Annotated in this window: 15 protein-coding genes; 7 read left to right on the top strand and 8 right to left on the bottom strand. The window is 69.9% G+C overall.

What is annotated here, in order from left to right; translation table 11 throughout:
* Positions 1 to 467 (bottom strand): hypothetical protein (locus tag FNH05_RS10050; RefSeq protein WP_425458431.1); only part of this gene is annotated, 467 nt, incomplete at its 3' end.
* A 270-nt stretch (positions 468 to 737) separates the two neighbouring features.
* The gene (locus tag FNH05_RS10055; protein WP_144587071.1) at positions 738 to 2,816 is read right to left on the bottom strand and encodes a COG1361 family protein; all 2,079 of its coding nucleotides are present in this window, start codon (positions 2,814 to 2,816) and stop codon (positions 738 to 740) included.
* Positions 2,817 to 3,045: 229 nt separating this feature from the next.
* On the opposite strand from FNH05_RS10055, the gene FNH05_RS10060 reads away from it, so the two are divergent.
* Complete coding sequence (locus FNH05_RS10060; RefSeq protein WP_144587072.1) at positions 3,046 to 4,269, top strand: FAD-dependent oxidoreductase; 1,224 nt, start codon at positions 3,046 to 3,048, stop codon at positions 4,267 to 4,269.
* Between the two features lie 4 nt (positions 4,270 to 4,273).
* On the opposite strand, the gene FNH05_RS10065 is transcribed toward FNH05_RS10060, so the two are convergent.
* The 6 genes from FNH05_RS10065 to FNH05_RS10090 form a co-directional block, all read right to left on the bottom strand.
* On the bottom strand, positions 4,274 to 4,885 hold the full coding sequence (locus tag FNH05_RS10065; RefSeq protein ID WP_144587073.1) for a TetR/AcrR family transcriptional regulator: 612 nt from the start codon (positions 4,883 to 4,885) through the stop codon (positions 4,274 to 4,276).
* Complete coding sequence (mptB, locus tag FNH05_RS10070) at positions 4,882 to 6,510, bottom strand: polyprenol phosphomannose-dependent alpha 1,6 mannosyltransferase MptB (protein ID WP_144587074.1); 1,629 nt, start codon at positions 6,508 to 6,510, stop codon at positions 4,882 to 4,884. The genes FNH05_RS10065 and mptB overlap by 4 nt, the downstream gene beginning before the upstream one ends.
* A 63-nt stretch (positions 6,511 to 6,573) precedes the next feature.
* Positions 6,574 to 8,223, bottom strand: coding sequence for a dipeptide ABC transporter ATP-binding protein (locus FNH05_RS10075; RefSeq protein WP_144587075.1), 1,650 nt, complete (start codon positions 8,221 to 8,223; stop codon positions 6,574 to 6,576).
* Positions 8,224 to 8,504: 281 nt separating this feature from the next.
* Positions 8,505 to 9,395 (bottom strand): ABC transporter permease, encoded by an 891-nt coding sequence (locus FNH05_RS10080; RefSeq protein WP_144587076.1) that lies wholly within the window; start codon positions 9,393 to 9,395, stop codon positions 8,505 to 8,507.
* Positions 9,392 to 10,411, bottom strand: a complete 1,020-nt coding sequence (locus FNH05_RS10085) for an ABC transporter permease (RefSeq protein WP_144587077.1) — start codon at positions 10,409 to 10,411, stop codon at positions 9,392 to 9,394. The genes FNH05_RS10080 and FNH05_RS10085 overlap by 4 nt, the downstream gene beginning before the upstream one ends.
* Positions 10,412 to 10,413: 2 nt before the next feature.
* Complete coding sequence (locus FNH05_RS10090) at positions 10,414 to 12,207, bottom strand: ABC transporter substrate-binding protein (RefSeq protein WP_246127641.1); 1,794 nt, start codon at positions 12,205 to 12,207, stop codon at positions 10,414 to 10,416.
* Positions 12,208 to 12,317: 110 nt separating this feature from the next.
* Between FNH05_RS10090 and FNH05_RS10095 the strand changes: the two genes are divergently transcribed.
* From FNH05_RS10095 to FNH05_RS10120, 6 genes are all read left to right on the top strand, one after another.
* Positions 12,318 to 13,145 (top strand): M55 family metallopeptidase, encoded by an 828-nt coding sequence (locus FNH05_RS10095; protein ID WP_144587079.1) that lies wholly within the window; start codon positions 12,318 to 12,320, stop codon positions 13,143 to 13,145.
* Positions 13,138 to 14,448, top strand: a complete 1,311-nt coding sequence (locus FNH05_RS10100) for a M20/M25/M40 family metallo-hydrolase (RefSeq protein ID WP_144587080.1) — start codon at positions 13,138 to 13,140, stop codon at positions 14,446 to 14,448. The genes FNH05_RS10095 and FNH05_RS10100 overlap by 8 nt, the downstream gene beginning before the upstream one ends.
* Positions 14,449 to 14,609: 161 nt before the next feature.
* Positions 14,610 to 15,122 (top strand): sigma-70 family RNA polymerase sigma factor, encoded by a 513-nt coding sequence (locus tag FNH05_RS10105; RefSeq protein WP_144587081.1) that lies wholly within the window; start codon positions 14,610 to 14,612, stop codon positions 15,120 to 15,122.
* The gene (locus FNH05_RS10110; protein ID WP_144587082.1) at positions 15,119 to 15,721 is read left to right on the top strand and encodes a hypothetical protein; all 603 of its coding nucleotides are present in this window, start codon (positions 15,119 to 15,121) and stop codon (positions 15,719 to 15,721) included. Before FNH05_RS10105 ends, FNH05_RS10110 begins: the two co-directional genes overlap by 4 nt.
* Before the next feature lie 204 nt (positions 15,722 to 15,925).
* Positions 15,926 to 17,248 carry a DUF7933 domain-containing protein gene (locus tag FNH05_RS10115; RefSeq protein WP_144587083.1) on the top strand — a complete coding sequence of 441 codons (1,323 nt, stop codon included), beginning with the start codon at positions 15,926 to 15,928 and terminating at the stop codon, positions 17,246 to 17,248.
* Between the two features lie 140 nt (positions 17,249 to 17,388).
* A complete protein-coding gene (locus FNH05_RS10120; protein ID WP_144587084.1) occupies positions 17,389 to 21,180 on the top strand; it encodes a GH92 family glycosyl hydrolase in 3,792 nt (1,263 codons plus the stop codon).
* Positions 21,181 to 21,279 lie beyond the last annotated feature (99 nt).

Consider the following 21,279-nt stretch of genomic DNA (forward strand, 5'->3'; position numbering starts at 1 on the left):
GTCGCGGCCAGCGTCGGATCCGCGGCCAGCAAGGCGGCGAGTGCGTCGGCGTCGGCCGCGGCCGCTGCCGCGTGGACCGAGGCGTTGGTGAGTTCGGGGTGCACGGCGAGCAGTTCGGCGGCTTGGTGCCAGCGGACCGGATTGTCGTCGTGGCCGTAGCTCAGGCAGGCCAGCAACGGGAACTGCTCGGCGGGCGAACTCGCTGTGTCGACCTGATCCGGGACGCGGCGGTAGTGCTGGATGGTCTCGACGTGTCGCTTGAGCGTGGCCCACGACGAGAACCCGTGACGGCGGGCCACGACCAGTTGCGCGCCGGCCAGTGACGGCGGGTGCGGGCCGTCCGGGTGATGAGTACCCACGAGGCCCAGCGCCTCCGACACGCCGGCCCTGGCCTGGTCGCGTAGGTCCTTCGCCTGCTTGCGCAGCTGTTCGAGGCTGGGGTCCTCGGGAAGACGAACGGTCGCCATGGCGACCTCCTTCCATGGCCCGCGGTCCGCTACGCCGGCCTGAAAGGAGGTACAGGGCCATACCGATGCCGCACACACCAACCGGGTGGGCTCAGCCCTGTCCGCGGACCGGTGGCGTCCCGGAACGCCACCCGCAGTCTAGCCAGCGGCCTCACCCACCGCACCGCCATCGCGTCAGCCGAATCCGCCCGCTGGTGCGCTGACGCTCGCTTCGCCGCGGACCGCCGCACCGGCATGGCCGGTGCGGTTGGATCCTGCGTCGGCGTCAGGTCAGCAGGGGATCCCGAGGGTCTTGCCCAGATCGGTCCACTCGTGGGTTCCGGCGGCGTTGACGATCACCAGACGGTCCACGAGGCTGGTCCTGTTGGGGCCGCAGAGATTCTGGCGGGCTTGCTGGCTCTTCTTGCCTTTGAGGAATGCCTCCACGGCGGGACGGATGCCCCCATACATCATTGCCGGCCCGACGGAGGGCTCCAGCTCGATCACCAGGACGCGCTCGAAACCCGGCGGGCAGTTCTCGTCGGATCCTGTTTTCTGGCCGTTGAGCTGCTGGGCCCCATCGCGCACGTTGGACCCCAGGCTGCCCAGGCTCTTCAGGGCCTTGACCTGGACGCAGCGCTTGACCGGCTTGCCGTCTTGGGTGCTGGTATAGATCGCATCGGCGTGGTACTGCTTGCCGTCGTCGGCGGTGTAGTTCCCGTCGTACCAGACTCGTGCGGTCGGGTCGGTTTGGAGAAGGTGCACGAGGTGCTCCAACTGGCGGCGTTTGCCGAGTTGGCCGGGCGCTCCGGCATCGCTGACCCGCCTGCGCAGATCGCCGGGGTTCTGCAGCCTGCCGGAGTCGACGATCTTCTCCCACAGCGGCAACTGGCCGCTCCGGTTCGCGCTGTTGAGGGCCTTCAACGCGGAGGCGTTGACCTTCTCGGCGTCCGAGCCCGACGTCGGCGTGTCTTTGGTCATCGCATCCAGCAGGCGGGTGGCCGCGGGCCGCAGCGGTACGTCGATACTGCTCAGCTCGGATTGCTTGTCGGGCTGCAGGCCCCGGGCCCGCAGCCGCTCGGCGACGTCGGGGTCGGGGCCATACAGCGCCGAGGAGTACACCCACACGTTCACTGTGTAGTTCACCGTCCCGCCCGTTGCCGGCGCCAGGTTGGCGTGAGAGAAGGTCACCTGCTTGGACTGGCCCGGCGCGAGGGTGCCCAGCGGCGACGGCGCGCCAGGGTCGCCGGGGTCGTTGGTATAGAGGGTCGCGTCGGCCGCCTGCGCGCCGGAGTTGGTGACCTCGATGGTGTGCGTGCAGGTCGGGCTGGTGCACAACGACGGGGTCAGCTCGTTGATCTCGAACTCCGGCCCACTTGATGCCCGCTGGCCCCCTAGCCGGCCGGCTCCGTCGTCGGTCACGGCCTCGGCGGAGGCGGAGGCGACCGCAGAACGTGTGGCGTCGGCCTTGTCCTGCGTGGCCTGCCGAGGCGCCATCGACACGTAGGGTCCGGTGTCGTTGCCGTCCGGGTCGTCGGCCTGCAACGGCCGGTAGACCGCGGGGCCCGCCACCATCGGCCCGGCCGGGCGCCAGGCGGCGGGGCGGACCGGGCCGTCGCTCGCGTGCGGGTTCCCGCCCAAGGCCAGCACGGCGTGCGGTGCCTCGTCGCCGATCAGCACTGTCCACCCGCGTGCCGTGTATGCCGTGGCCGGGTGCCCGTCCTGGGTCTGCCAGGGCCCGTCCCGCTGCACGTCCGGGGCGGAGGTGACCTGACGCACCAGCTCGGCCAGCGCCTTGGGGGTGATCGTGCCCGCGTCCACCCCGAAGTTGTCCAGCATGTAGTAGCCCGAGCGTTTCTCCGGCTTCACCCATCGGCCGGCGGAGGTCAGAATGTCGGCGTACTGCGGATCCTGCTGCGCCCAGAACTCGGGATCGCCCTGCAGGTACAACTGCCCCCCGGACCAGGCGGCGTCCGCCGACCCGGCCTCCGGCTCCCGCAGCGTCCCCGCGGCCTGTCCGTCCGCGGTGACCGTCAGGTCGGCCTCGGTCACCGGCGGGTCCTGCTCGCCGTAAACGCCAGGCTGGTAGGACACCGTCAGCTGTACCGCCGGCCACGCCTGCAGCGCGTCCGCCGCTGCCGCCCCGACCTCGGCCGGCGGCGCACCTGACGCGGACGCCGCAGCACCGGCGGGGTCCGCGGAGCCATTCGGCACCGACACCCAGACGACCAGCCCGGCCACCAGCGCCACCACCAGCCCGGCGCCGCCCAGCAACACCGCCTTCCGCCGCCGCCACGCTGGGCGCGCGGCCCCCCGGACATCGGGCGGGGCCTGCGCGAACGGCTGCTGCTGCCATTCCGGTCCAGTCACGGTTGCCCCAATCCAACCTAGGAAACACCGACGACACATCGGCACACGGACAGTAGCGGTCCTTGATGAAATCTTCATGACACCGCATGACGTATGTCCCCGGTGCTCACTCACGGCCACAACCAGCAAGAACGCGACGGTTGAAGACGCGAACTCGCCAGTCGGCGATCCCTGCCCCCGAAAGCTAACCGCTCGGTCAGTGCTCTGACCGAGCGGTTAGAGTGAGGTCATGGAACGGACCACCTGTTGTGTCGTGGGCGGCGGGCCCGCCGGAATGATGCTCGGCCTGCTGCTGGCCAGGGCCGGGATCGCGGTCACCGTCCTCGAGAAGCACGGCGACTTCCTCCGGGACTTCCGCGGCGACACCGTGCACCCCTCGACCCTCCGCCTGCTCGACGAACTCGGTCTCGCCGACCGGTTCGCGGCGCTCCCAGCTCGCCGGCTCGAAGAGATGCGCATGCTGATCGGGGAAACGACGGTCGTGGCGGCCGACTTCCGGCGCATCCCGGGCAAGTACCGCTACATCGCCATGGTCCCGCAGTGGGACTTCCTCACGCTTCTCGCCGACGCGGCCGCCGAGGAGTCCTCGTTCACGCTGCGGATGAACACCGCGGTGACCGGCCTGCTCACGTCGGGTGGCCGGGTCACCGGCGTGCGCTACGTGGACGAACACGGCACCGACGGCGAACTCACCGCCGACCTCGTCGTCGCCTGCGACGGCCGCGACTCGCTGGTCCGGCGGGAGGCCGGGCTCGCGTTCACCGAGTTCGACGTGCCGATGGACGTCTGGCAGGCCCGTGTCCCGGCACCGCGCGACGCGCTCAAGGACGGGCGGGTGTTCGCCCGGTTCACGGCGGGCCAGGCGGCGGTGACCATGGACCGGGGCGACTACTTCCAGACCTCCTACCTGATCGGGAAGGGGCTGGACGGGCAGCTCCGCGCCCGGGACATCGGCTGGTTCCGCGAACGTCTCGGCGAACTGTTCGACTGGGACGAAACGGTCACCGCCGCCATCACGTCCTGGGAGGACGTGAAACTCCTCGAAGTGCGGATGGGTCGCATGCCGCGCTGGTACAGCGAAGGCCTTCTCTGCCTCGGCGACGCGGCCCACACCATGTCTCCCGTGGGCGGGGTAGGTGTCAACCTGGCGGTGCAGGACGCGGTCGCCGCCGCCCGGCTCCTCGCCCGGCCACTGCGGGACGGCACCGTCACCACCGCGAACCTGGCACGGGTGCAGAAGCGGCGGTGGCTGCCCATGGTGGTCACCCAGCGGTCCCAGCGTGGCGAGCACGCGATGCTGCTGCGGCCCGCGTTGGACGGCACGCTGCGTGGTGACCGCCTGCCGGTGCCGCTACGGCTGGTGCGGCGGATGCCGTTCCTGCGGGCCATGACCGCCTACCTGGGCGGGATCGGTATCCGCCCGGAGCACGCCCCCGGCTTCGCCCGCCGCTGAGTCCTCACCGGTCGATCGCGCGGCGGGTGAACTCCTCCAGCTCGTCGGCCGCGCGGTCCAGGTCCAGGTCGGGATGGACGAGCCAGTGCGAGACGACGTTGTCGATGGCGCCGCCGATGGCCAGCGCCACGACCTGCGGGTCGAACTCGCGGAACTGCCCGGCCCGCTGCCCTGCCACGAGCAGGTCCGCCAGCGTCTGCCAGCGCCGCCCGACGTCGTGCTGCCCCGGCGTCTTCAGCTGTGTGCCGCCCTTGTCGTCGAGCAGCATTTCCGTGATCACGCGGACGTGGTTGCGGTTGTCCCGCTGGTACTCGATCATGCCGCGCACCGAGGCGAGCACGGCCGCGCGCGGGTCCGGGGCGTTGTCCACCCGGTCGCGGACGAAGCGGGTGAAGCGCTCCAGCACGTACGTGAGCGCGGCCTGGGTGAGCTCGTCCTTGGACGAGAAGTGGTAGAGCACCGCCGCCTTGGAGATCCCGGCGTCCTCGGCGATGGCCGCCAGCGAGGTCGCCGGGTATCCGCGTGTCGAGATCAGCCCGATGGTGCTGTCGATGAGCTGTTGCCGGCGGGCGCGCTCCGTGAAGGTCGGCGTGTCCCGGTCCCGGCGGGGCGTCATCGCGCGGGGACCTGCCCGCCCTCGGCCACTGTGCCCACGGTGCCGCCCACAGTGGCGCCCATGGTGCCCGCCCGTTGCCGCTGCCACGCGCCGACCAGGCCCAGCGGGTCCGGGCGCAGCAGGGACGCGGCCGCGTACAGGCCGAACGCGATGGTCACCGCGACGAACCACCAGTCGTAGAGCGCCTGCTCGCCGGTCGGGTAGTACGCCATCACCAGGAAGATCGCCACGGCGACCACGATCGCCAGATGGCGCCGCCGCCACGGGAAGGCGGCGGCCACGACGAAGCCCCAGGTCAGGTACCAGGGCAGGGTCGGCGGGGCGAGGATCGCGGTGGCCAGCAGGGTCATCGCCATCCGGAAGATCGCCTCGTTGCCACCGAAGCGCGCCTTCCACCACTGGCGCACGAAGAACACCACGAGTGCCAGCCACGAGAACAGGCGGGCGACGGTGACGAACGGCGACTCCGGCACGTTCACCACGAGGTGCACCAGGGTGTAGACGATCTGCCCGATCCCGGTCGACGGGTTGAGCCAGTTCGTCACCAGCTGAGGCGCCTTCAGGCCGGTGACCCAGCCCAGGTTCACCGAGCCGAGCGAGACCCAGGTGCCCGCCACGAACACCACGGCGAAGATGCCGAGTGACGCCGCACCGGCCTTGACCAGGTTGCGCATCCGGTTGTCGCCGGGCAGGTGGTTGACCCACACCCAGACCAGGAACGGCAGCGCGATCGCCGCGGTCGGCTTGATCAGCATGCCGACGGTGACCAGCGCGATCGCGAGCACGTGCTTGCGCTCCAGCGCCGCGAGCACACCGACGGTGAGGGCGCCGATCATCAGCAGGTCGTTGTGCGGGCCGCCGACCAGGTGGATCACCGTCATCGGGCTGGCCACCGCCAGCCACATCGCGATCGGCACCTTGCCGCCGAGGTGGCGCACCAGGCGCGGCAGCGCCCAGATCATCGCGCCGAGGCCGACCAGCAGCACCAGGCGGGTGACGATCACACCGGCGATCACGTTGTCCCCGGTCACCGCCACGATGCCCTTGGCGACCAGCAGGAACAGCGGACCGTAGGGGGCGGGCGTGGTCTGCCACACCGGGTGCACGTTCTGCACCACGTTCGGCAGGATCGTCAGCTCGGCGGGGCCGTGCGCGTACGGGTTGAGCCCGTGCAGCAGCTGGGCGCCCTGGCCGAGGTAGGAGAACACGTCGCGGGTGAACAGCGGCGGCGAGATGATCAGCGGGCCCATCCAGCACGCGGCCGCGACCAGGATGGGTTTGCTGCCGATCCGGCCGGCCAGCATGTACCGGCCCAGCCGCACCCAGGCCCACACGACGAGCGCGAACCCGCCGTAGAGCACGGCGTTCGCCAGCATCCGGCCGTGCCCGTAGCGCAGCCAGGACAGCGGTCCGGCGCCGATGACCGGGTCGCGGATCAGGATCCCGGCGGCACCCAGCGCGCCGAGAAGCAGCAGCAGGCTGCCGATGGTCCCCATCGCGATGGTGCGGTAGGGAAACGGGGAACCGCCGCGGACGCCGTCCACCGCCGGAGACGCCTCGGCAGGCGTTCCGGGGTCCTGGCCCAGTGAGGGGGCGTCCGGCGCGGGATCAGTAGTGGTCGCCATTTCGATCTGGAAGATTACACACCGCGCTGAGACGGTTTCTCGGTGGCGGCTGTTTTCCTTGACTCAGTTCGTGGAGGACGGTATGTGAGTCCTGCTCACCCCGCCCGGGAGCGCGGCGAGCAGTGACTTCGTGTAGTCGTGTCGCGGATCGAGCAGTACTTCCTCGACCGTACCCACCTCGACCAGTTCGCCGCGATACATCACGGCGACGCGGTCGGCGATGTTCCAGGCCAGTCCGAGGTCGTGGGTGATGACCAGCCCGGCGAGCCCGAGTTCCCGGCGCAGCCGCAGCAGCAGGCCGAGGATCTCGCCGCGCACCGAGGCGTCCAGCGAGGCCACCGGTTCGTCGGCGACCACGACGCTGGGGCGCAGCGCGAGCGCGCCCGCGATCACCACGCGCTGCCGCTGGCCGCCCGAGAGCTCGTGGGGAAGCCGGGCAAGGAAATCCTCGGCCGGGCGCAGTTCGGCGGCCTCCAGCGCGGCCGTCACGATTTCCCGCTCGTCCCCGGGCAGCCGGTGGATGCGCGGGCCCTCGGCGACCGCCTCGTACACCGTGTGCCGGGGGTTCAGCGCGCTGGTCGGGTCCTGCAGCACGAGCTGCACCTGCCGCCGGTACGCCCGCAGGCCCGCCCCGGAGGTCGGCACCGGCTCGCCGGCGAACCGCACCGAACCCGAAGTCGGTTTCTGCAGGCCGAGCAGGGTGCGGGCGAGCGTGGTCTTGCCGGAGCCGGACTGCCCGACCAGGGCCACGATCTCGTTGCGGCGGACCTCGATGTCGACCCCGGCCACGGCCTGGATCTTCGCGCCCCTGCGGTCGGTGAAGGCGACCCGGAGATCGTGCGCGGACAGCAGCACGTCCTTCTCGGCGGGGACCTCGGGTTCCGGCGGCAACGGGGTGCTGGTCGCGGGGGCGAACCGGGACACCGGGTCGCCGACCGTGGGGAAGGCCGCGGCCAGTGCCCGGGTGTGGTCGTGCCGCGGTTCGGCCATCACGTTCGCGCTGGGGCCGTGCTCGACGAGTTCGCCCCGGTACATCACGGCGATGCGGGAGCAGGTCGAGGCGAGCACCGACAGGTCGTGGCTGATCATGATCAGGCCGAGGTGCTGTTCGGCGACCAGCTTGCGCATCAGGTCGAGCACCTGGGCCTGCACGATCACGTCGAGCGCGGTGGTCGGCTCGTCGGCGATGATCAGCCGGGGGCGGCAGGCCAGTGCCATCGCGATCATGACGCGCTGCTTCTGCCCGCCGGAAAGCTCGTGCGGGTACGCCGTGGCCCTGGCGGGTGGGAGGTCGACCTGGTCGAGCAGTTCGGCGACCCTGGCGTCGACCTCGGCGCCGCCGAGGCTCTTTCCCGCGTGCAGCCGGATCGGTTCGGCGATCTGCGTCCCGATCTTCCGCACCGGGTTCAGCGCGTGCATGGCCCCCTGGAACACCACGGACGCCTCCGCCCACCGCACCGCCCGCAGCCTGCCCCACCGCATGGCGGTGACGTCCTCGCCGTCGAGCAGGATCTCGCCGCTGACGCGGGCCGACTTCGGCAGCAGCCGCAGCACGCTCATCGCGACGGTGGACTTGCCCGAGCCCGACTCCCCCGCCACGCCGAGGGTCTCGCCCGGCTCCAGGCGCAGGTTGACGTCCCGGACCGCCGCCACCTCCCCGCTGCCGGCGCGGTAGGTGACGCCCAGGTTCTTCAACTCGAGCAACGCGGTCACGACCGTTCTCCCCTAGGACCTGTATCGAAGTCGAGCGTTGGTCGACGCAAGTCGGATTTTGCGTCTTGAAGCGGCGTCAGCCGCTTGCGCCACGCTGTCAACTGGCACCGCCGCGGGTTCTCAGGCGGTTCCTGGCGAGGAAAGCTCCGACGTGGTGAATTGGCATTCATGAGGAGGAGATCCCACAGCCAGGGACCGCCTGAGGTTCCGCCACCCGCACCGCCACCCAAGCCACTTTGATACACGCCCTGGCGTCTTGCGGGACACCCGCGACGCGATTGTCACCCATCACGCCTCCTCAGCCGCGGGTTGAGCACCGTCTCCAGCGCGCGGCCGACGAGGGTGAAGCACAGCACGATCACCACGATCGCCAGCCCCGGCGGCAGCAGGTACCACCAGGCACCCGAGGTCACCGCACCCGAACCGAGCGCGCGCTGCAACATGGACCCCCACGACACCTGGCTGGGGTCGCCGAGGCCGAGGAACGACAGCGTGGACTCCGCGATGATCGAGTTGCCGACCACCAGCGTGGTGTTGGCCAGCACGATCGGCAGCACCCCCGGCAGCACGTGCTTGCCGATGACGTGGGCGTGCCCGCCGCCGAGCGCCTTCGCGCGCTCGATGTAGGGCCTGCTTTCGATGGTGAGGGTCTGGGCCCGCACCAGGCGGGCGGTGGTGGGCCACGAGGTCACGCCCACCGCGAGGATGATCGTGGCCACGCCCTGCGGCAGGACCGCGGACAGCGCGATCGCGAGCACCAGCGAGGGCAGGACCAGGAAGAAGTCGGTGAACCGCAGCAGCACCGCCGCCACCCAGCGGCCGAAGTGCCCGGCGGCGAGCCCGACGAGCGTGCCGATGAACACGGACAGGATCGTCGCGGCGAACCCGACCAGCAGCGACACGCGCGCGCCCCACAGGGTCAGCAGCAGCACCGAGCGGCCGTCCACGTCGGTGCCCAGCGGGAACCGCCCGCTCGGCGGCTGCAGGGGCCGCCCCGGCGCGTTGACCACGTCCAGGCCCGCCGGGTCGGTGATCACCGGGGCCAGCACGGCCAGCACCACGATCACCGCCAGCACGCCGAGACCGGCCAGTCCGCCCCGGTTGGCCGCGAACTCCCGCCACACACGCCCCGCCGCCGCGCGGCGGCGCTGCCAGGCGATCGCGGTGCTCATTGCGCCCGCACCCTGGGGTCGAGCACGCGGTAGAGCAGTTCCGCGATCAGGTTCATCACGATGACCGAGCCGGCCAGCACCACGAAGACTCCTTGCAGCAAGGGAAGATCCGGCACGTTCAGCGCCTGGTAGGTGAGCAGGCCCAGCCCCGGCCACGAAAACACCGTTTCGACCGTGACGGTGCCCGAAACCACCATGCCGAACTGCAGGAACACCAGCGTCACCGTGGGCAGCAGCGCGTTCGGGACCGCGTGGTGGCGGCGCACCAGGTCGTCGCGCAGGCCCTTGGCCCGCGCCGTGGTCAGGTATTCGGCGTCCATCTCGCCGAGCAGCGACGACCGCATGACCAGCATGTACTGGGCGTAGAGCACGGCGAGCAGGGTCAGGCACGGCAGGACGAGGTGGTAGGCCACGTCCAGCGTCTGGCCGAGGAAACCGGTCCCGGCGTTCGGGGAGCGCATTCCCCCGCTCGGGAACAGCCCGTGCGTGGCGATGAGCAGCAGCAGCCCGAGCCAGAACTGCGGCACCGACCACAGGGTCAGCGCGATCCCGGTCTGGGTGCGGTCGAACAGGCTGTCCCGGCGCCAGGCCGCGCGCACGCCCAGCCACATCCCGATCGCCACGGCCAGCACCGTGGCCGTGCCGACCAGGAGCAGCGTGGGCCAGAACCGTTCCGCGATGAGATCGGCCACCGGCCGGTTGTAGGCGTAGGACGTGCCGAGATCACCGCGGAACAGTCCGCCCAGGTAGTCCAGGAACTGCTGGATGACCGGTTTGTCCACCCCGAGCCGTTCCCGCAGTTGCGCGAGTTGCTCGGCGGTGGTCGGGCGGTCCCGGGTGAGCGTGGCGACGGGGTCGCCGGGGATCGTGCGGAACAGCACGAACCCCAGCGTCACCACGAGGAGCAGGCTGGCCACCGCCCCGCCGAGCTTGCCGAGCAGGAACCGGGCCGTGCCGGTGCCCGCCCGCCGTTCGTCGGGGTCGGTGAGCCCGGCACCGGTGAGTGCTTCGGTCACGCTCACTCCTGGTCGTCGGCGGACTTCTTCCGCCGTGCCACCGCGGTTCCGGCCAGTGCCAGCACGATCACCGCGCCCGCGCCGATCCCGACCCAGGCGCCCGCGGACAGGCCGCCGCCCCCGGCGGAGGACTCACCGGCCGGAACGGCGCCGTAGTAGGACCAGTAGCCGCTCTGCTCCATGATCGTGCCGGTGTTCGCGGGCTGCTTCGGGAAGCTCACCCAGCGGTCGGAGCGGTAGGCCTCCAGCGGGTTGTCGTACTCCAGCACGAAACTGGGCACCTGGCTGTAGTAGCGGGCCTGGGCCTGCTTCACCAGTTCGGCCCGCTTGGCCTGGTCCAGTTCGGTGCTCTCCTGCTGGTAGAGGCTGTCGAACTGCGGGTCGCAGAAGAACGCGCTGCTGCTGCTACTGCCTGCCGTGGCGGGCAGCGCCGAGCAGGTCTGCTTGCCCAGCACGTAGTCGGGGTCGGGGCTGGTGCCCCAGCCGGAGAAGGCCAGGTCGTAGTTGCCGTTGTCGGTCCGGTCGGAGACCTCGTTGTCCGACACGAGCTGCTTGGTGGCCTTGATGCCGACCGCGCCCAGCCAGCTCACCACGTAGTCCGAAGCGCGCTGGGAGAAGTCCTCGCTGGCCTTGCCGAGCAGCCGCAGGGTCAACGGGCGCATGCCGTCCGGCCCCTTCGGGTAGCCGGCCGCGTCGAGTGCGGCGTTGGCGGCCGCCGGGTCGTACTTGAGCCGCTCGCCGTCGCTGGGGTCCCAGTGGTAGGCGGGGAAGGACGCCGGGACGATGCCGCCGCCGAGCTGCGCGTTGCCGCCCATGACCTTGTCGATGAGCACCTGCGGGTCGAGGGCGCGGGCGATGGCCTGCCGGACGCGGACGTCCTTGAGCGCCGGGTTGCCGTCGCCGATCGGCTGGTGCGCGGCGTTCTGCGCGCCGGGGTTGATCAGCAGGTCGCGGTAGCGGCGGCCGTTGGCCTTGTTGGTGGTGATCCCGGACTGGCCCTGCAGGGCGTTGAACTGGGTCGCGGTGAGCCGGTTGACCACATCGACCTCGTTGTTCTTGAGGGCGTTGACCGCGGCGTCGGCGTTCTTGTAGCTGATGAACTGCAGCTCGTCGACCTTGGAGCGGCCCCGCCAGTAGTCCGGGTTGGCCTTGAGCCGCACCAGCTCGTTCGGGCGGTATTCGCTGATCAGGAAGGGCCCGTCGCCGACGCCCACGACGGGCACGGTGTCGGTCTTCGGGTCGTTCATGTCGCCGACCGAGGACCAGACGTGCTCGGGCACGATGGGCACGTCGAGGGCGTTCATGCTCGCCTGCGGCGCCTTGGTCCTGATCACCAGGGTGGCGTCGTCGGGCGCGGTGACGGAGGCGAAGTTCTCGACGTAGGTGCCGTTGGCCTCCTGCGCCTTCGGGTCGCTCATGATGCGGTTGAAGGTGTAGGCGGCGTCCTTGGCGGTGACGGGCTGCCCGTCGGACCACTTCATCCCCTGCCGGATGGTGTAGGTCCAGGTCAGCTTGTCGTCGGAGGCCTTCCACGAGGTGGCCAGGCCGGGGCTCGGCGTGTTGTCCTCGGCCGAGGGCAGGGTGAGGAACTCCCAGGCCATGCGGCCGATCATGGTGCTCGAGGCGAAGGAGGCGAGGAACGGGTTGAGGTGGTCGACCTCCTGCACGAGCGCCACCCGCAGCACCCTGCCGCCGCCGGTCTGCGCCTGGGCCTGGGGTGCGAAGGGACCCACCGCCAGCACCGCGGCCAGCGCGGCGGCGGCAGGCCGCCACCGTCTCGGGGAACTGATCGCCACTTGCGTCCACCTCTCTGAAAGCTCTCGAAGCGGAAAAGTAACCACCTTGGCGCCCGTCAAGTCAACGACCATCCTCGTTAGTTTCCGAGCCGTAACGTAAGGTCTGGACCATGCGCATCCTGATCTCGGCGGACATGGAGGGCGCCACCGGCGTCACCTGGACCGACGACGTGGTGCCGGGCACCCAGCAGTGGCAGCGCTTCCGCCGCCTGTTCACCGGCGACGTCAACGCCGCCATCGCGGGCCTGCACTCCGGCGGCGCCACGGACGTCCTGGTGAACGAGGCCCACTCCTCACAGCGCAACCTGCTGCTGGAGGACCTCGACGTGCGGGCGCGCCTGCTGACGGGCAGGCACAAGCCGCTGTCGATGATGCAGGGCATCGACTCGGGCGTGGACGGGGTCGTCTTCCTCGGCTACCACGCCGGGGCCGGGTTCGACGGGGTGCTCTCGCACACCTACCTGGAAAACCAGATCACCGGGGTGTGGCTGGACGGGGTGGCCGCGAGCGAGGGCAGGCTCAACGCGGCGCTCGCCGCGGAGTACGGCGTGCCGGTACTGCTGGTCACCGGGGACGACGAAACCTGCGACGACGCCGCCGAATACGCGCCCGACGCGGTGCGCGTGGCGGTGAAGGAGTGCGTGAGCCGGTACGCGGCGATCTGCACCCCGCCGCAGCGCACCGCGATCGCGATCCGTGAGGCGGCCGAGCGGGCCATGGAACGGGCGGTGCGGGCCGCGCCGGTAACCGCCCCGCACCGGATCGAGGTCGAGTTCGACGCGAGCCATCTCGCGCAGGCCACGGCGGTGGTCCCCACCGTCGAACAGATCGGGGTCCGCCGGGTCGGTTTCACCGCGCCCGGCATGACCGAGGCGATGAAGGCGTTCAAGGTGGTCACGGCGATCGCCGCGGGCGCGGTACAGGGGATCTATGGCTGAGGGCACCACCGGGCCGGATGTGGTCGAACTGTGTGCCGCGCTGCTGCGGTTCGACACCACCAACACCGGTGATCCGGAAACCTCGGCGGGTGAGCGTGACGCGGCGGAGTACGTCGCCACGGTGCTCTCCGCCGCCGGGATCGAGGCGAAGCTCCTCGAATCGGCGCACCGCAGGGCCAACGTCCTGGCCCGCATCCCGGGCCGGGACCCGTCGCTGCCCGCGCTGCTCGTGCAGGGCCACCTCGACGTGGTGCCCGCGGACGCGGCGGACTGGTCGGTGCCGCCCTTCGCCGGGGAGATCCGCGACGGGTTCCTGTGGGGCCGCGGCGCGGTGGACATGAAGGACTTCTGCGCGATGGTGCTCGCCGCGGTGGCCGCCGGGCTGCGCCCGCGCCGCGACCTCGTGCTCGCCTTCGTCGCCGACGAGGAGGACCGCGGGATCTTCGGGGCGCACTGGCTGGCCACCGAGCACCGCGCCGAGTTCGACGGCTGCGCCGCGGCGATCAGCGAGTCCGGCGGGTACACCTACCACGTGCCCGCGGCGGACGGGCGGACCGTGCGGCTCTACCCGGTGGGCACGGCCGAACGGGGCACGGCCCATCTCCGGCTGACCGCCCGGGGCCGTGCCGGGCACGGTTCGCGGCGCAACGACGAGAACGCGGTGGTGCGGCTGGTCGCCGCGCTGAACCGGATCGCCACCCACCGCTGGCCCGTCCACCTGACACCGACCGTCGAGGCCTTCCTCGTCCGGACCGGGAAGGCCCTCGGCGTCCCCATCGATCTGTCCGATGTGGACGGTTCGCTGGCACGCCTCGGCCCGGCCGCCTCACTGGCCGAGAACACCGTCCGCAACAGCACCACGCCGACCATGCTCGAAGCCGGGTACAAGGTGAACGTGATCCCGAGCGTGGCGCGCGCCCAGGTGGACACGCGGGTCCTGCCCGGTACCGAGGACGCGCTGTTCGCCGAGCTCGACCGGCTGCTCGGGCCCGGGGTGGACCGGGAGTTCGTCGCGCACCAGCACCCGGTGCAGGCGCCGGTGGACTCGCCGTGGTTCACCGCGATGGAGCAGGCGCTGGTCGCGGAGGATCCCCAGGCCGTGGTCGTCCCGTACTGCCTGGGCGGCGGCACCGACGCGAAGGCCTTCACCCCGCTCGGGATCGACTGCTACGGTTTCGCCCCGCTGTGGCTGCCGGAGGGCTTCCCGTACCGGGCCATGGCGCACGGGGTGGACGAGCGGGTCCCGCTGGACGGCCTGCGCTTCGGCACCCGGGTACTGCGCCACTTCCTCACCCACTGCTGAAATGTCTGGCACCACCTTCCGCTGACAGCGGATCCGGGGTCGGTCCCTGCCAGGAGCCGGTAGCGCGACCCGGACGGATGCTGTGCCGGAAATCAGCTGTGGCGATGCAACCTTCCTGGTGCGTGGGCCCGTATCAAGGGGGCGACAGAGGAGGGTCGCTCATGGCCGAACGCCAGCTGTTCACCCAAGTCGCGCGTGAGCGCGCCGTGTCCTGGCGTCGCGTGGCGTTCCTGATGTGCGGCGACTGGGTCCAGGCCGAGGACATCGTCCAGATGGCCCTGATCCGCCTTGCCAGGCACTGGCACCGGATCGACTTGGCGGGGGTCGAGGCCTACGCCCGCAAGGTCATCGCCAGGCTTGTGGTGGATGGGGCCCGGCGCTCGCGCCACCTCGAGGAATTGCAGGCCTTCACGCCCGACCAACCGGTGATGGGCCCGAACAGCGACGAAGTCCTGGATATCCGCGAGGCGTTGCGGCATGTCCCCCCGCGGCAGCGTGCGGTGCTGGTGCTGCGGTTCTACTGCGACCTCACGGTCGCGCAGACAGCGGCCGCTCTGGACATCAATGAAGGGACCGTGAAGTCCCAGACCGCACGGGGCCTGGACACGTTGCGGTCCTTCCTGCGTGACGCCCAGCCCGCTTTCCAAGCATCACGCCTTCAGGAGCGGCCATGAACAGTGAACAGGAACTTTTCACACGTGCGCTCGGGACCGACGAGCCACCCCTCCGCCTTGACGTCGACGCGCTCGCCGACGCCAACTTGCGCAGGCGCCGTCCACATCCAGCGTTGTCGCTGGCAGGGACCGCCGCCGCGGTGGCGATCGTCATCGGCGGTACCGTTCTGCTGACCTCCCACAATGCGACATCCCCGAGTCGGGCCGGTTCGCCTGGAGCGGCCGTCGGCACACCGGAAATCAAAGTCGAGCCTCCGACCAGGCGCGACATCGCTTACTGCTACCGGACCGCGGACATCAGCAGCCAGGAGCCCAACCAGCACGTCCCGATCGGGATCAACGGGAAGGGCAAGGACGGCCGGGGCGACGTCGCCGCCGACGCCATGCAGATCTGCAGTACCGCCTGGCAGGAGAACTACTACAACTGGCAGCGACGGCCTGCCGCTTCCCAGGGCCAGTACCGGTTCGCCATCCCAGCCCTGGTCTCCTGCGTTCTCGATCCGGATGCCGTCGGCGTCGAGTCCGGAGCCGTCGGGGTGTTCCCCGGGGACACAGCAACCTGTGCGGGCATGGGGCTTTCCGTCGCGCAACTGCCGTGAACAACGATGCCCAGACACGACCACGCGGTGCAGCGGCTGCGAGTCCCCCGAACCGGGGAGATCGCGCGGCCCGCGTGAGGAACAGCACTCCTGCCCGGGTCCAGGAAGCACCGGGTGTTCCTACATCCGGTCCGGCATACGCCGGTCAGTAGCGCCCTGCACTGGTTTCCGGGCCGAGCGAGGGCCACCTCACCAAGGAGTGCAATGTCCACAAGACAAGAAATGCTCCCGACGCGCGGGGGGAAACGCTTCCGGGCCGCCCGCCGGACCGCTGCTGTCGTCACGGCCGGCGCGGCGGTCGCGGTCGGTGCTGGTTTTCCACTGGCCGCTGCCTCTCCTGGCACGCCTGGCACGCCCCAGGCCCCCAGCACGATCTACCTGGAGGATTTCCAGAACGTCGCCTCACCCGCCCCCGTCCTCCGGCTCAACCAGTACACCGGCGCGAACGGTCAGAGCTACTTCGCGGATCCGGCTTGGCTGAGCAACTGCAACGGCTTGGTCACGTCCTTCGGCCAGGATCCCAACGCCCCTGGCCCGACGTCGATGTCGGACTGCGGCCCCGTGACCTGGAATGGCTCACAACAGATCGCGTACGCGCTGGGTGGCGGTTCGGCGAACCCGGCCGGAAACTACGCGATCACGGCCGCCACGGGACATGACGGTGTCGCTGTTGATCCAGGTGCCCCCAAAGTCGAGTTCCAGACCGGTTTCCAAGCGGGGCGGAACATCGCGTTGCCGGGGAAGAATCGTTTTCTGCTGCTGAGCTACGACGTCGCGGTCGAGGGCTGCCAGGCCGCACATCCGTTCTTGTACTGGAACCTGCTGGACACTGCCGGCACGCCATCGCCTCTCGGCGTACAGATCGATCCCTGTGGTAGCCCGGTTCTGCACCCGGTCACAGTCCCGGGAATCGGCACCGCTCCTGGCCCCGGCACCATCGACGTCGGCACCTTCTACGCGGGCGCGACCCTGTACGCCGGTGACTCCGCCGGTCTCCAGCTGGTCAACAACCAGCCCTCCGGCGGCGGCAACGACCACGCCTTCGACAACGTCAAGCTCATGGATGCCACACCGCAGCTGGACAAGTCCTTCGACCTGAGCAGGGCCCAGCCCGGTCAGGCAGTGCCGCTGACCTTCACGATCACCAACACCAGCGAACTGGCGGCCAAGAACGGCTGGTCCTTCACCGACACCTTGCCTCTGGGACTGGTCGTCGCGGGCGCAGCCGGCACGAACTGCCCCAGCGGCGTGGTCACCGCCCCGAACGGCAGCTCTTCGATCTCGGTGACCGGCAACCTCGACCTTGGTATGGCCTCCTGTACCGTCACCCTGAACGTCACGGCGGCCCAGGACGGCAACTACACCAACGGTCCGGGCAACATCACCGCGGTCGGGCTCAATCCCCCGGCTGACACAACCGTCCAGGTCGTGCCCATGATGTCCTGGCCTGTCGGACTCGCGGCAGCGGTGCTCGGCTCCGGCGCCTGGCTGCTCGGACGGCGCAAGGAAGAGGTGATCACCAGCTAGCGTGTTCGGGGCGGGTGCTGGTCTCCCGGTGCCAGGTCCGGCGCCGGGAGACCGGAGGCGTCGTCGAGCGTTGTCCGGTTTCGGTCAGGATCAAGCGGAATCCTTGACGGTGGTGGTGATCACGGGTTGAGCTTCGCTGCATGGTCCGAACCAACGGAGTGTCGGTGCTGCTGTCCGCCGTCGTGCTGGCGGCGGGGTTGCTGGCCGTAGGGCCGGCGAACGCCGCCGAAACGAGTTTCTCCTCTTCCTTCGAAACAACCGATCCACCGCCCAGCTGGGTGGACACCGTGGAGACCGGCCCGGACGGGCAGCCGAAGACCTCCGGGGTCAACGGCGCCAACGGTTCGGCCATCCCCGGCGACATCCGGGGCAAGGTCACCGACGTGACCGCCAGTGACGAGAACACCGGCGCCGGCGAAGTCGCGGTCAACCTCATCGACGGCAAGCCCGAAACGAAGTGGCTGGCCTTCTCCCCCACCGGCTGGGTGCAGTTCGCGCTGACCGAACCGACCGCGATCACCCATTACGCGGTCACTTCGGCCAACGACGCCCCCACCCGCGACCCGAAGGACTGGACCCTGCAGGGTTCGGCCGACGGCCAGACCTGGACCACCATCGACCAGGAGAGCGGGCAGTCCTTCCCGAACCGGTTCCAGACCCTGAACTTCCGGCTGGCGGCACCGGCGACCTACCGGTACTACCGGATGAACATCACCGCCAACAGCGGGGCGCCTCTGCTGCAGTTCTCGGAACTGCTGCTGGCCAACGACGAACCGGCACCACCGCCGCTGCCGAACATGCGCAGCTATCCCGACAGCGGGCCGGTGGGCGGCTACACCAACAAGGCCCGGGCCGGTTACACCGGCCTGCGCGCCCTGCACTACGGCGGCACGCAGACGGCGCAGGGGCACGGGTACTCCTACAACAAGATCTACGACGTGCGGCTGCCGGTGACCGAACGCACCGAGCTGTCCTACAAGATCTTCCCCGAGTTCGTCAGCGGCGACCTGAGCTACCCGAGCACGAACGTCGCGGTGGACCTGGCCTTCACTGACGGCACCTACCTGAGCGAGCTCGGCGCCACCGACCAGTACGGGTTCACGCTCTCGCCCCAGGGCCAGGGAGCGGGCAAGGCGCTCTACACCAACCAGTGGAACCTGATCCGCTCGGAGATCGGCCGGGTGGCCAAGGGCAAGACCATCGCGAGGATCCTGATCGGCTACGACAACCCGGCGGGTCCGGCCACCTTCAACGGCTGGGTCGACGACATCGGCATCGCCCCCGCCACCGCGTCGCCCGCACCGCACCTGGCGGACCGGGTGCTGACCACGCGCGGCACCAACGCCAACGGCACGTTCTCCCGGGGCAACAACTTCCCCGCGACCGCGGTGCCGCACGGCTTCAACTTCTGGACCCCGGTCACCGACGCCGGCTCGGACAGCTGGCTCTACCGCTACCAGGAGGCGAACAACGCGCAGAACCTGCCGACACTGCAGGCGTTCGGGCTCAGTCACGAGCCGAGCCCGTGGATGGGTGACCGGCAGACCTTCCAGATCATGCCCTCGGCCGCCGCGGGGGTGCCCGACGGCAACCGCACCGCGCGGGCGCTGGCGTTCCGGCACGAGGACGAGACCGCCCGCCCGTACTACTACGGGGTGCGGTTCACCAACGGCGTCACCGGGGAGATCGCGCCCACCGACCACGCGGCGATGTTCCGGTTCGGCTTCCCCGGCCAGGACGCGAGCCTGGTCTTCGACAACGTGAACAACAACGGCGGGCTCACGCTGGATCCCGCGACGAACTCGATCAGCGGGTACTCCGACGTCAAGAGCGGACTGTCCGCGGGCGCGGGACGGCTGTACGTGTACGCCACGTTCGACCAGCCCGTGCGCGCCGGGAGCATGCTGCCGGGTGAGGGCCGGGACAACGTGCGCGGCTACCTCGGGTTCGACAGCAGGACCGTCACCATGCGCATCGCGACCTCGCTGATCAGCCTCGACCAGGCGAAGAAGAACCTCGCGCTGGAGATCGCGCCGGATGCGACCTTCGAGTCGGTGCGCGACGCCGCACGGGCCGCCTGGGACCGCACGCTCGGCGTGATCGAGGTGGAAGGCGCGAGCCGGGACCAGCTGACCACGCTGTACTCGAACCTGTACCGCCTGTTCCTCTACCCGAACTCCGGTTCGGAGAACGTCGGCACGGCGCGGCAGCCGAAGTACGCCTACTTCAGCCCGTTCACCCAGCAGGTTGTGGACGGCCAGTTGTACGTGAACAACGGGTTCTGGGACACCTACCGCACGACGTGGCCCGCCTACACCCTGCTCTCGCCGGACATGGCGGGGAAGATGATCGACGGGTTCGTCCAGCAGTACCGCGACGGCGGCTGGATCTCCCGCTGGTCCTCACCCGGCTACGCCAACCTGATGACCGGCACGAGTTCGGATGTCGCGTTCGCCGACGCCTACCTCAAGGGAGTGCGGAACTTCGACATCCGCTCGGCCTACGACGCGGCGATCAAGAACGCGACCGTGACCCCGCCGAACGACAGCGTCGGCCGCAAGGGCCTGGACACCTCGATCTTCCTCGGCTACACCCCGACCACCACCGGCGAGGGCATGTCGTGGGCGATGGAGGGCTACGTCAACGACTTCGGCATCGCGAACCTGTCGAAGAAGCTCGCCGAGGAGGCCGCGCCGAACGATCCGCGTAAAAAGGAGTACGAGGACAACTACACCTATTTCCTCAACCGTGCCCAGAACTACGTGAAGATGTTCGACCCGGGCGTCGGCTTCTTCCAGGGCCGCAACCCCGACGGCAGCTTCCGCCTGCCCGCCTCGAAGTACGACCCGCGCGTGTGGGGCGGCGACTACACCGAGACCGACGGCTGGAACATGGCCTTCACCGTGCCGCAGGACGGGCAGGGCCTGGCCGATCTCTACGGCGGCAAGCAGCAGCTGGCGAACAAGCTCGACCAGTTCTTCGCCACCCCGGAGACGGCGAACTTCCCCGGCTCCTACGGCGGGGCCATCCACGAGATGCGCGAGGCGCGGGACGTGCGGATGGGCCAGTACGGGCATTCCAACCAGCCCTCGCACCACATCCTGTACATGTACGACTATGCGGGGCAGCCGTCGAAGACGCAGGCGAAGGTGCGCGAAGCGCTTTCCCGGCTCTACGTCGGCAGCGAGCTCGGCCAGGGCTACCCCGGTGACGAGGACAACGGCGAGATGTCGGCGTGGTACATCTTCAGCGCGCTCGGCTTCTACCCGTTGCAGATGGGCAGCCCGGACTACGCGATCGGCTCGCCGCTGTTCAAGAAGGCGACCGTGCACCTCGGCAACGGCCGGGACCTGGTGATCAACGCGCCGAAGAACAGCGCCAGGAACGTGTACGTGCAGGGACTGCGGGTCAACGGCAGGCCGTGGACCTCGACCTCGCTGCCGCACGATCTGCTCGCCCGCGGCGGACGGCTGGACTTCGACCTGGGGCCGAACCCGTCGAACTGGGGCACCGGCACGGGCGACGCCCCGAAGTCGATCACCCAGGGCGACGCGGTGCCGACGCCGCTGACCGACGTCACCGGTCCGGGCAAGGGCACCGCCAGCGACGCGGCGCTGTTCGACAACACCACGGCCACCGAGGCGACGGCGCCGGCGGTGCAGTACCAGCTCAGCGCCGCGGCGGATCCGGTCACCTACTACACGCTCACCTCGGGCAAGGGCACCGGCGCCGACCCCACGGGCTGGGTGCTCAAGGGCTCGGACGACGGGGTGAACTGGACGGTGCTGGACGCCCGCCAGAACCAGAGTTTCACCTGGCGTGACCAGACCCGGCCGTTCCGCGTGGCGCATCCTGGCCGCTACACCACCTACCGCCTGGAGTTCACCGGCGGTCCGGCCAGCCTCTCGGAGGTGGAGTTCCTGGCGAACTGACCCGCTGACCCGGCAGCCCTATTTGCCAGGGCCCCGGCAAAGTCGCGTGAGTGTTGGCCGTGAAGGGTCCCTTCACAGTCGATTTGACTGTGAAGGGAC

Origin of the sequence: Amycolatopsis rhizosphaerae (genome assembly GCF_007713715.1) — a bacterium.
Taxonomy (GTDB): Bacteria; Actinomycetota; Actinomycetes; order Mycobacteriales; family Pseudonocardiaceae; genus Amycolatopsis_E; species Amycolatopsis_E rhizosphaerae.

Coding starts and splice junctions, on each gene's coding strand:
- mptB (WP_144587074.1), bottom strand. CDS start 6,510: ATGGCGACCACTACTGATCCCGCGCCGGACGCCCCCTCACTGGGCCAG.
- FNH05_RS10060 (WP_144587072.1), top strand. CDS start 3,046: ATGGAACGGACCACCTGTTGTGTCGTGGGCGGCGGGCCCGCCGGAATG.
- FNH05_RS10115 (WP_144587083.1), top strand. CDS start 15,926: ATGTCCACAAGACAAGAAATGCTCCCGACGCGCGGGGGGAAACGCTTC.
- FNH05_RS10065 (WP_144587073.1), bottom strand. CDS start 4,885: ATGACGCCCCGCCGGGACCGGGACACGCCGACCTTCACGGAGCGCGCC.
- FNH05_RS10105 (WP_144587081.1), top strand. CDS start 14,610: ATGGCCGAACGCCAGCTGTTCACCCAAGTCGCGCGTGAGCGCGCCGTG.
- FNH05_RS10110 (WP_144587082.1), top strand. CDS start 15,119: ATGAACAGTGAACAGGAACTTTTCACACGTGCGCTCGGGACCGACGAG.
- FNH05_RS10100 (WP_144587080.1), top strand. CDS start 13,138: ATGGCTGAGGGCACCACCGGGCCGGATGTGGTCGAACTGTGTGCCGCG.
- FNH05_RS10080 (WP_144587076.1), bottom strand. CDS start 9,395: ATGAGCACCGCGATCGCCTGGCAGCGCCGCCGCGCGGCGGCGGGGCGT.
- FNH05_RS10120 (WP_144587084.1), top strand. CDS start 17,389: ATGGTCCGAACCAACGGAGTGTCGGTGCTGCTGTCCGCCGTCGTGCTG.
- FNH05_RS10095 (WP_144587079.1), top strand. CDS start 12,318: ATGCGCATCCTGATCTCGGCGGACATGGAGGGCGCCACCGGCGTCACC.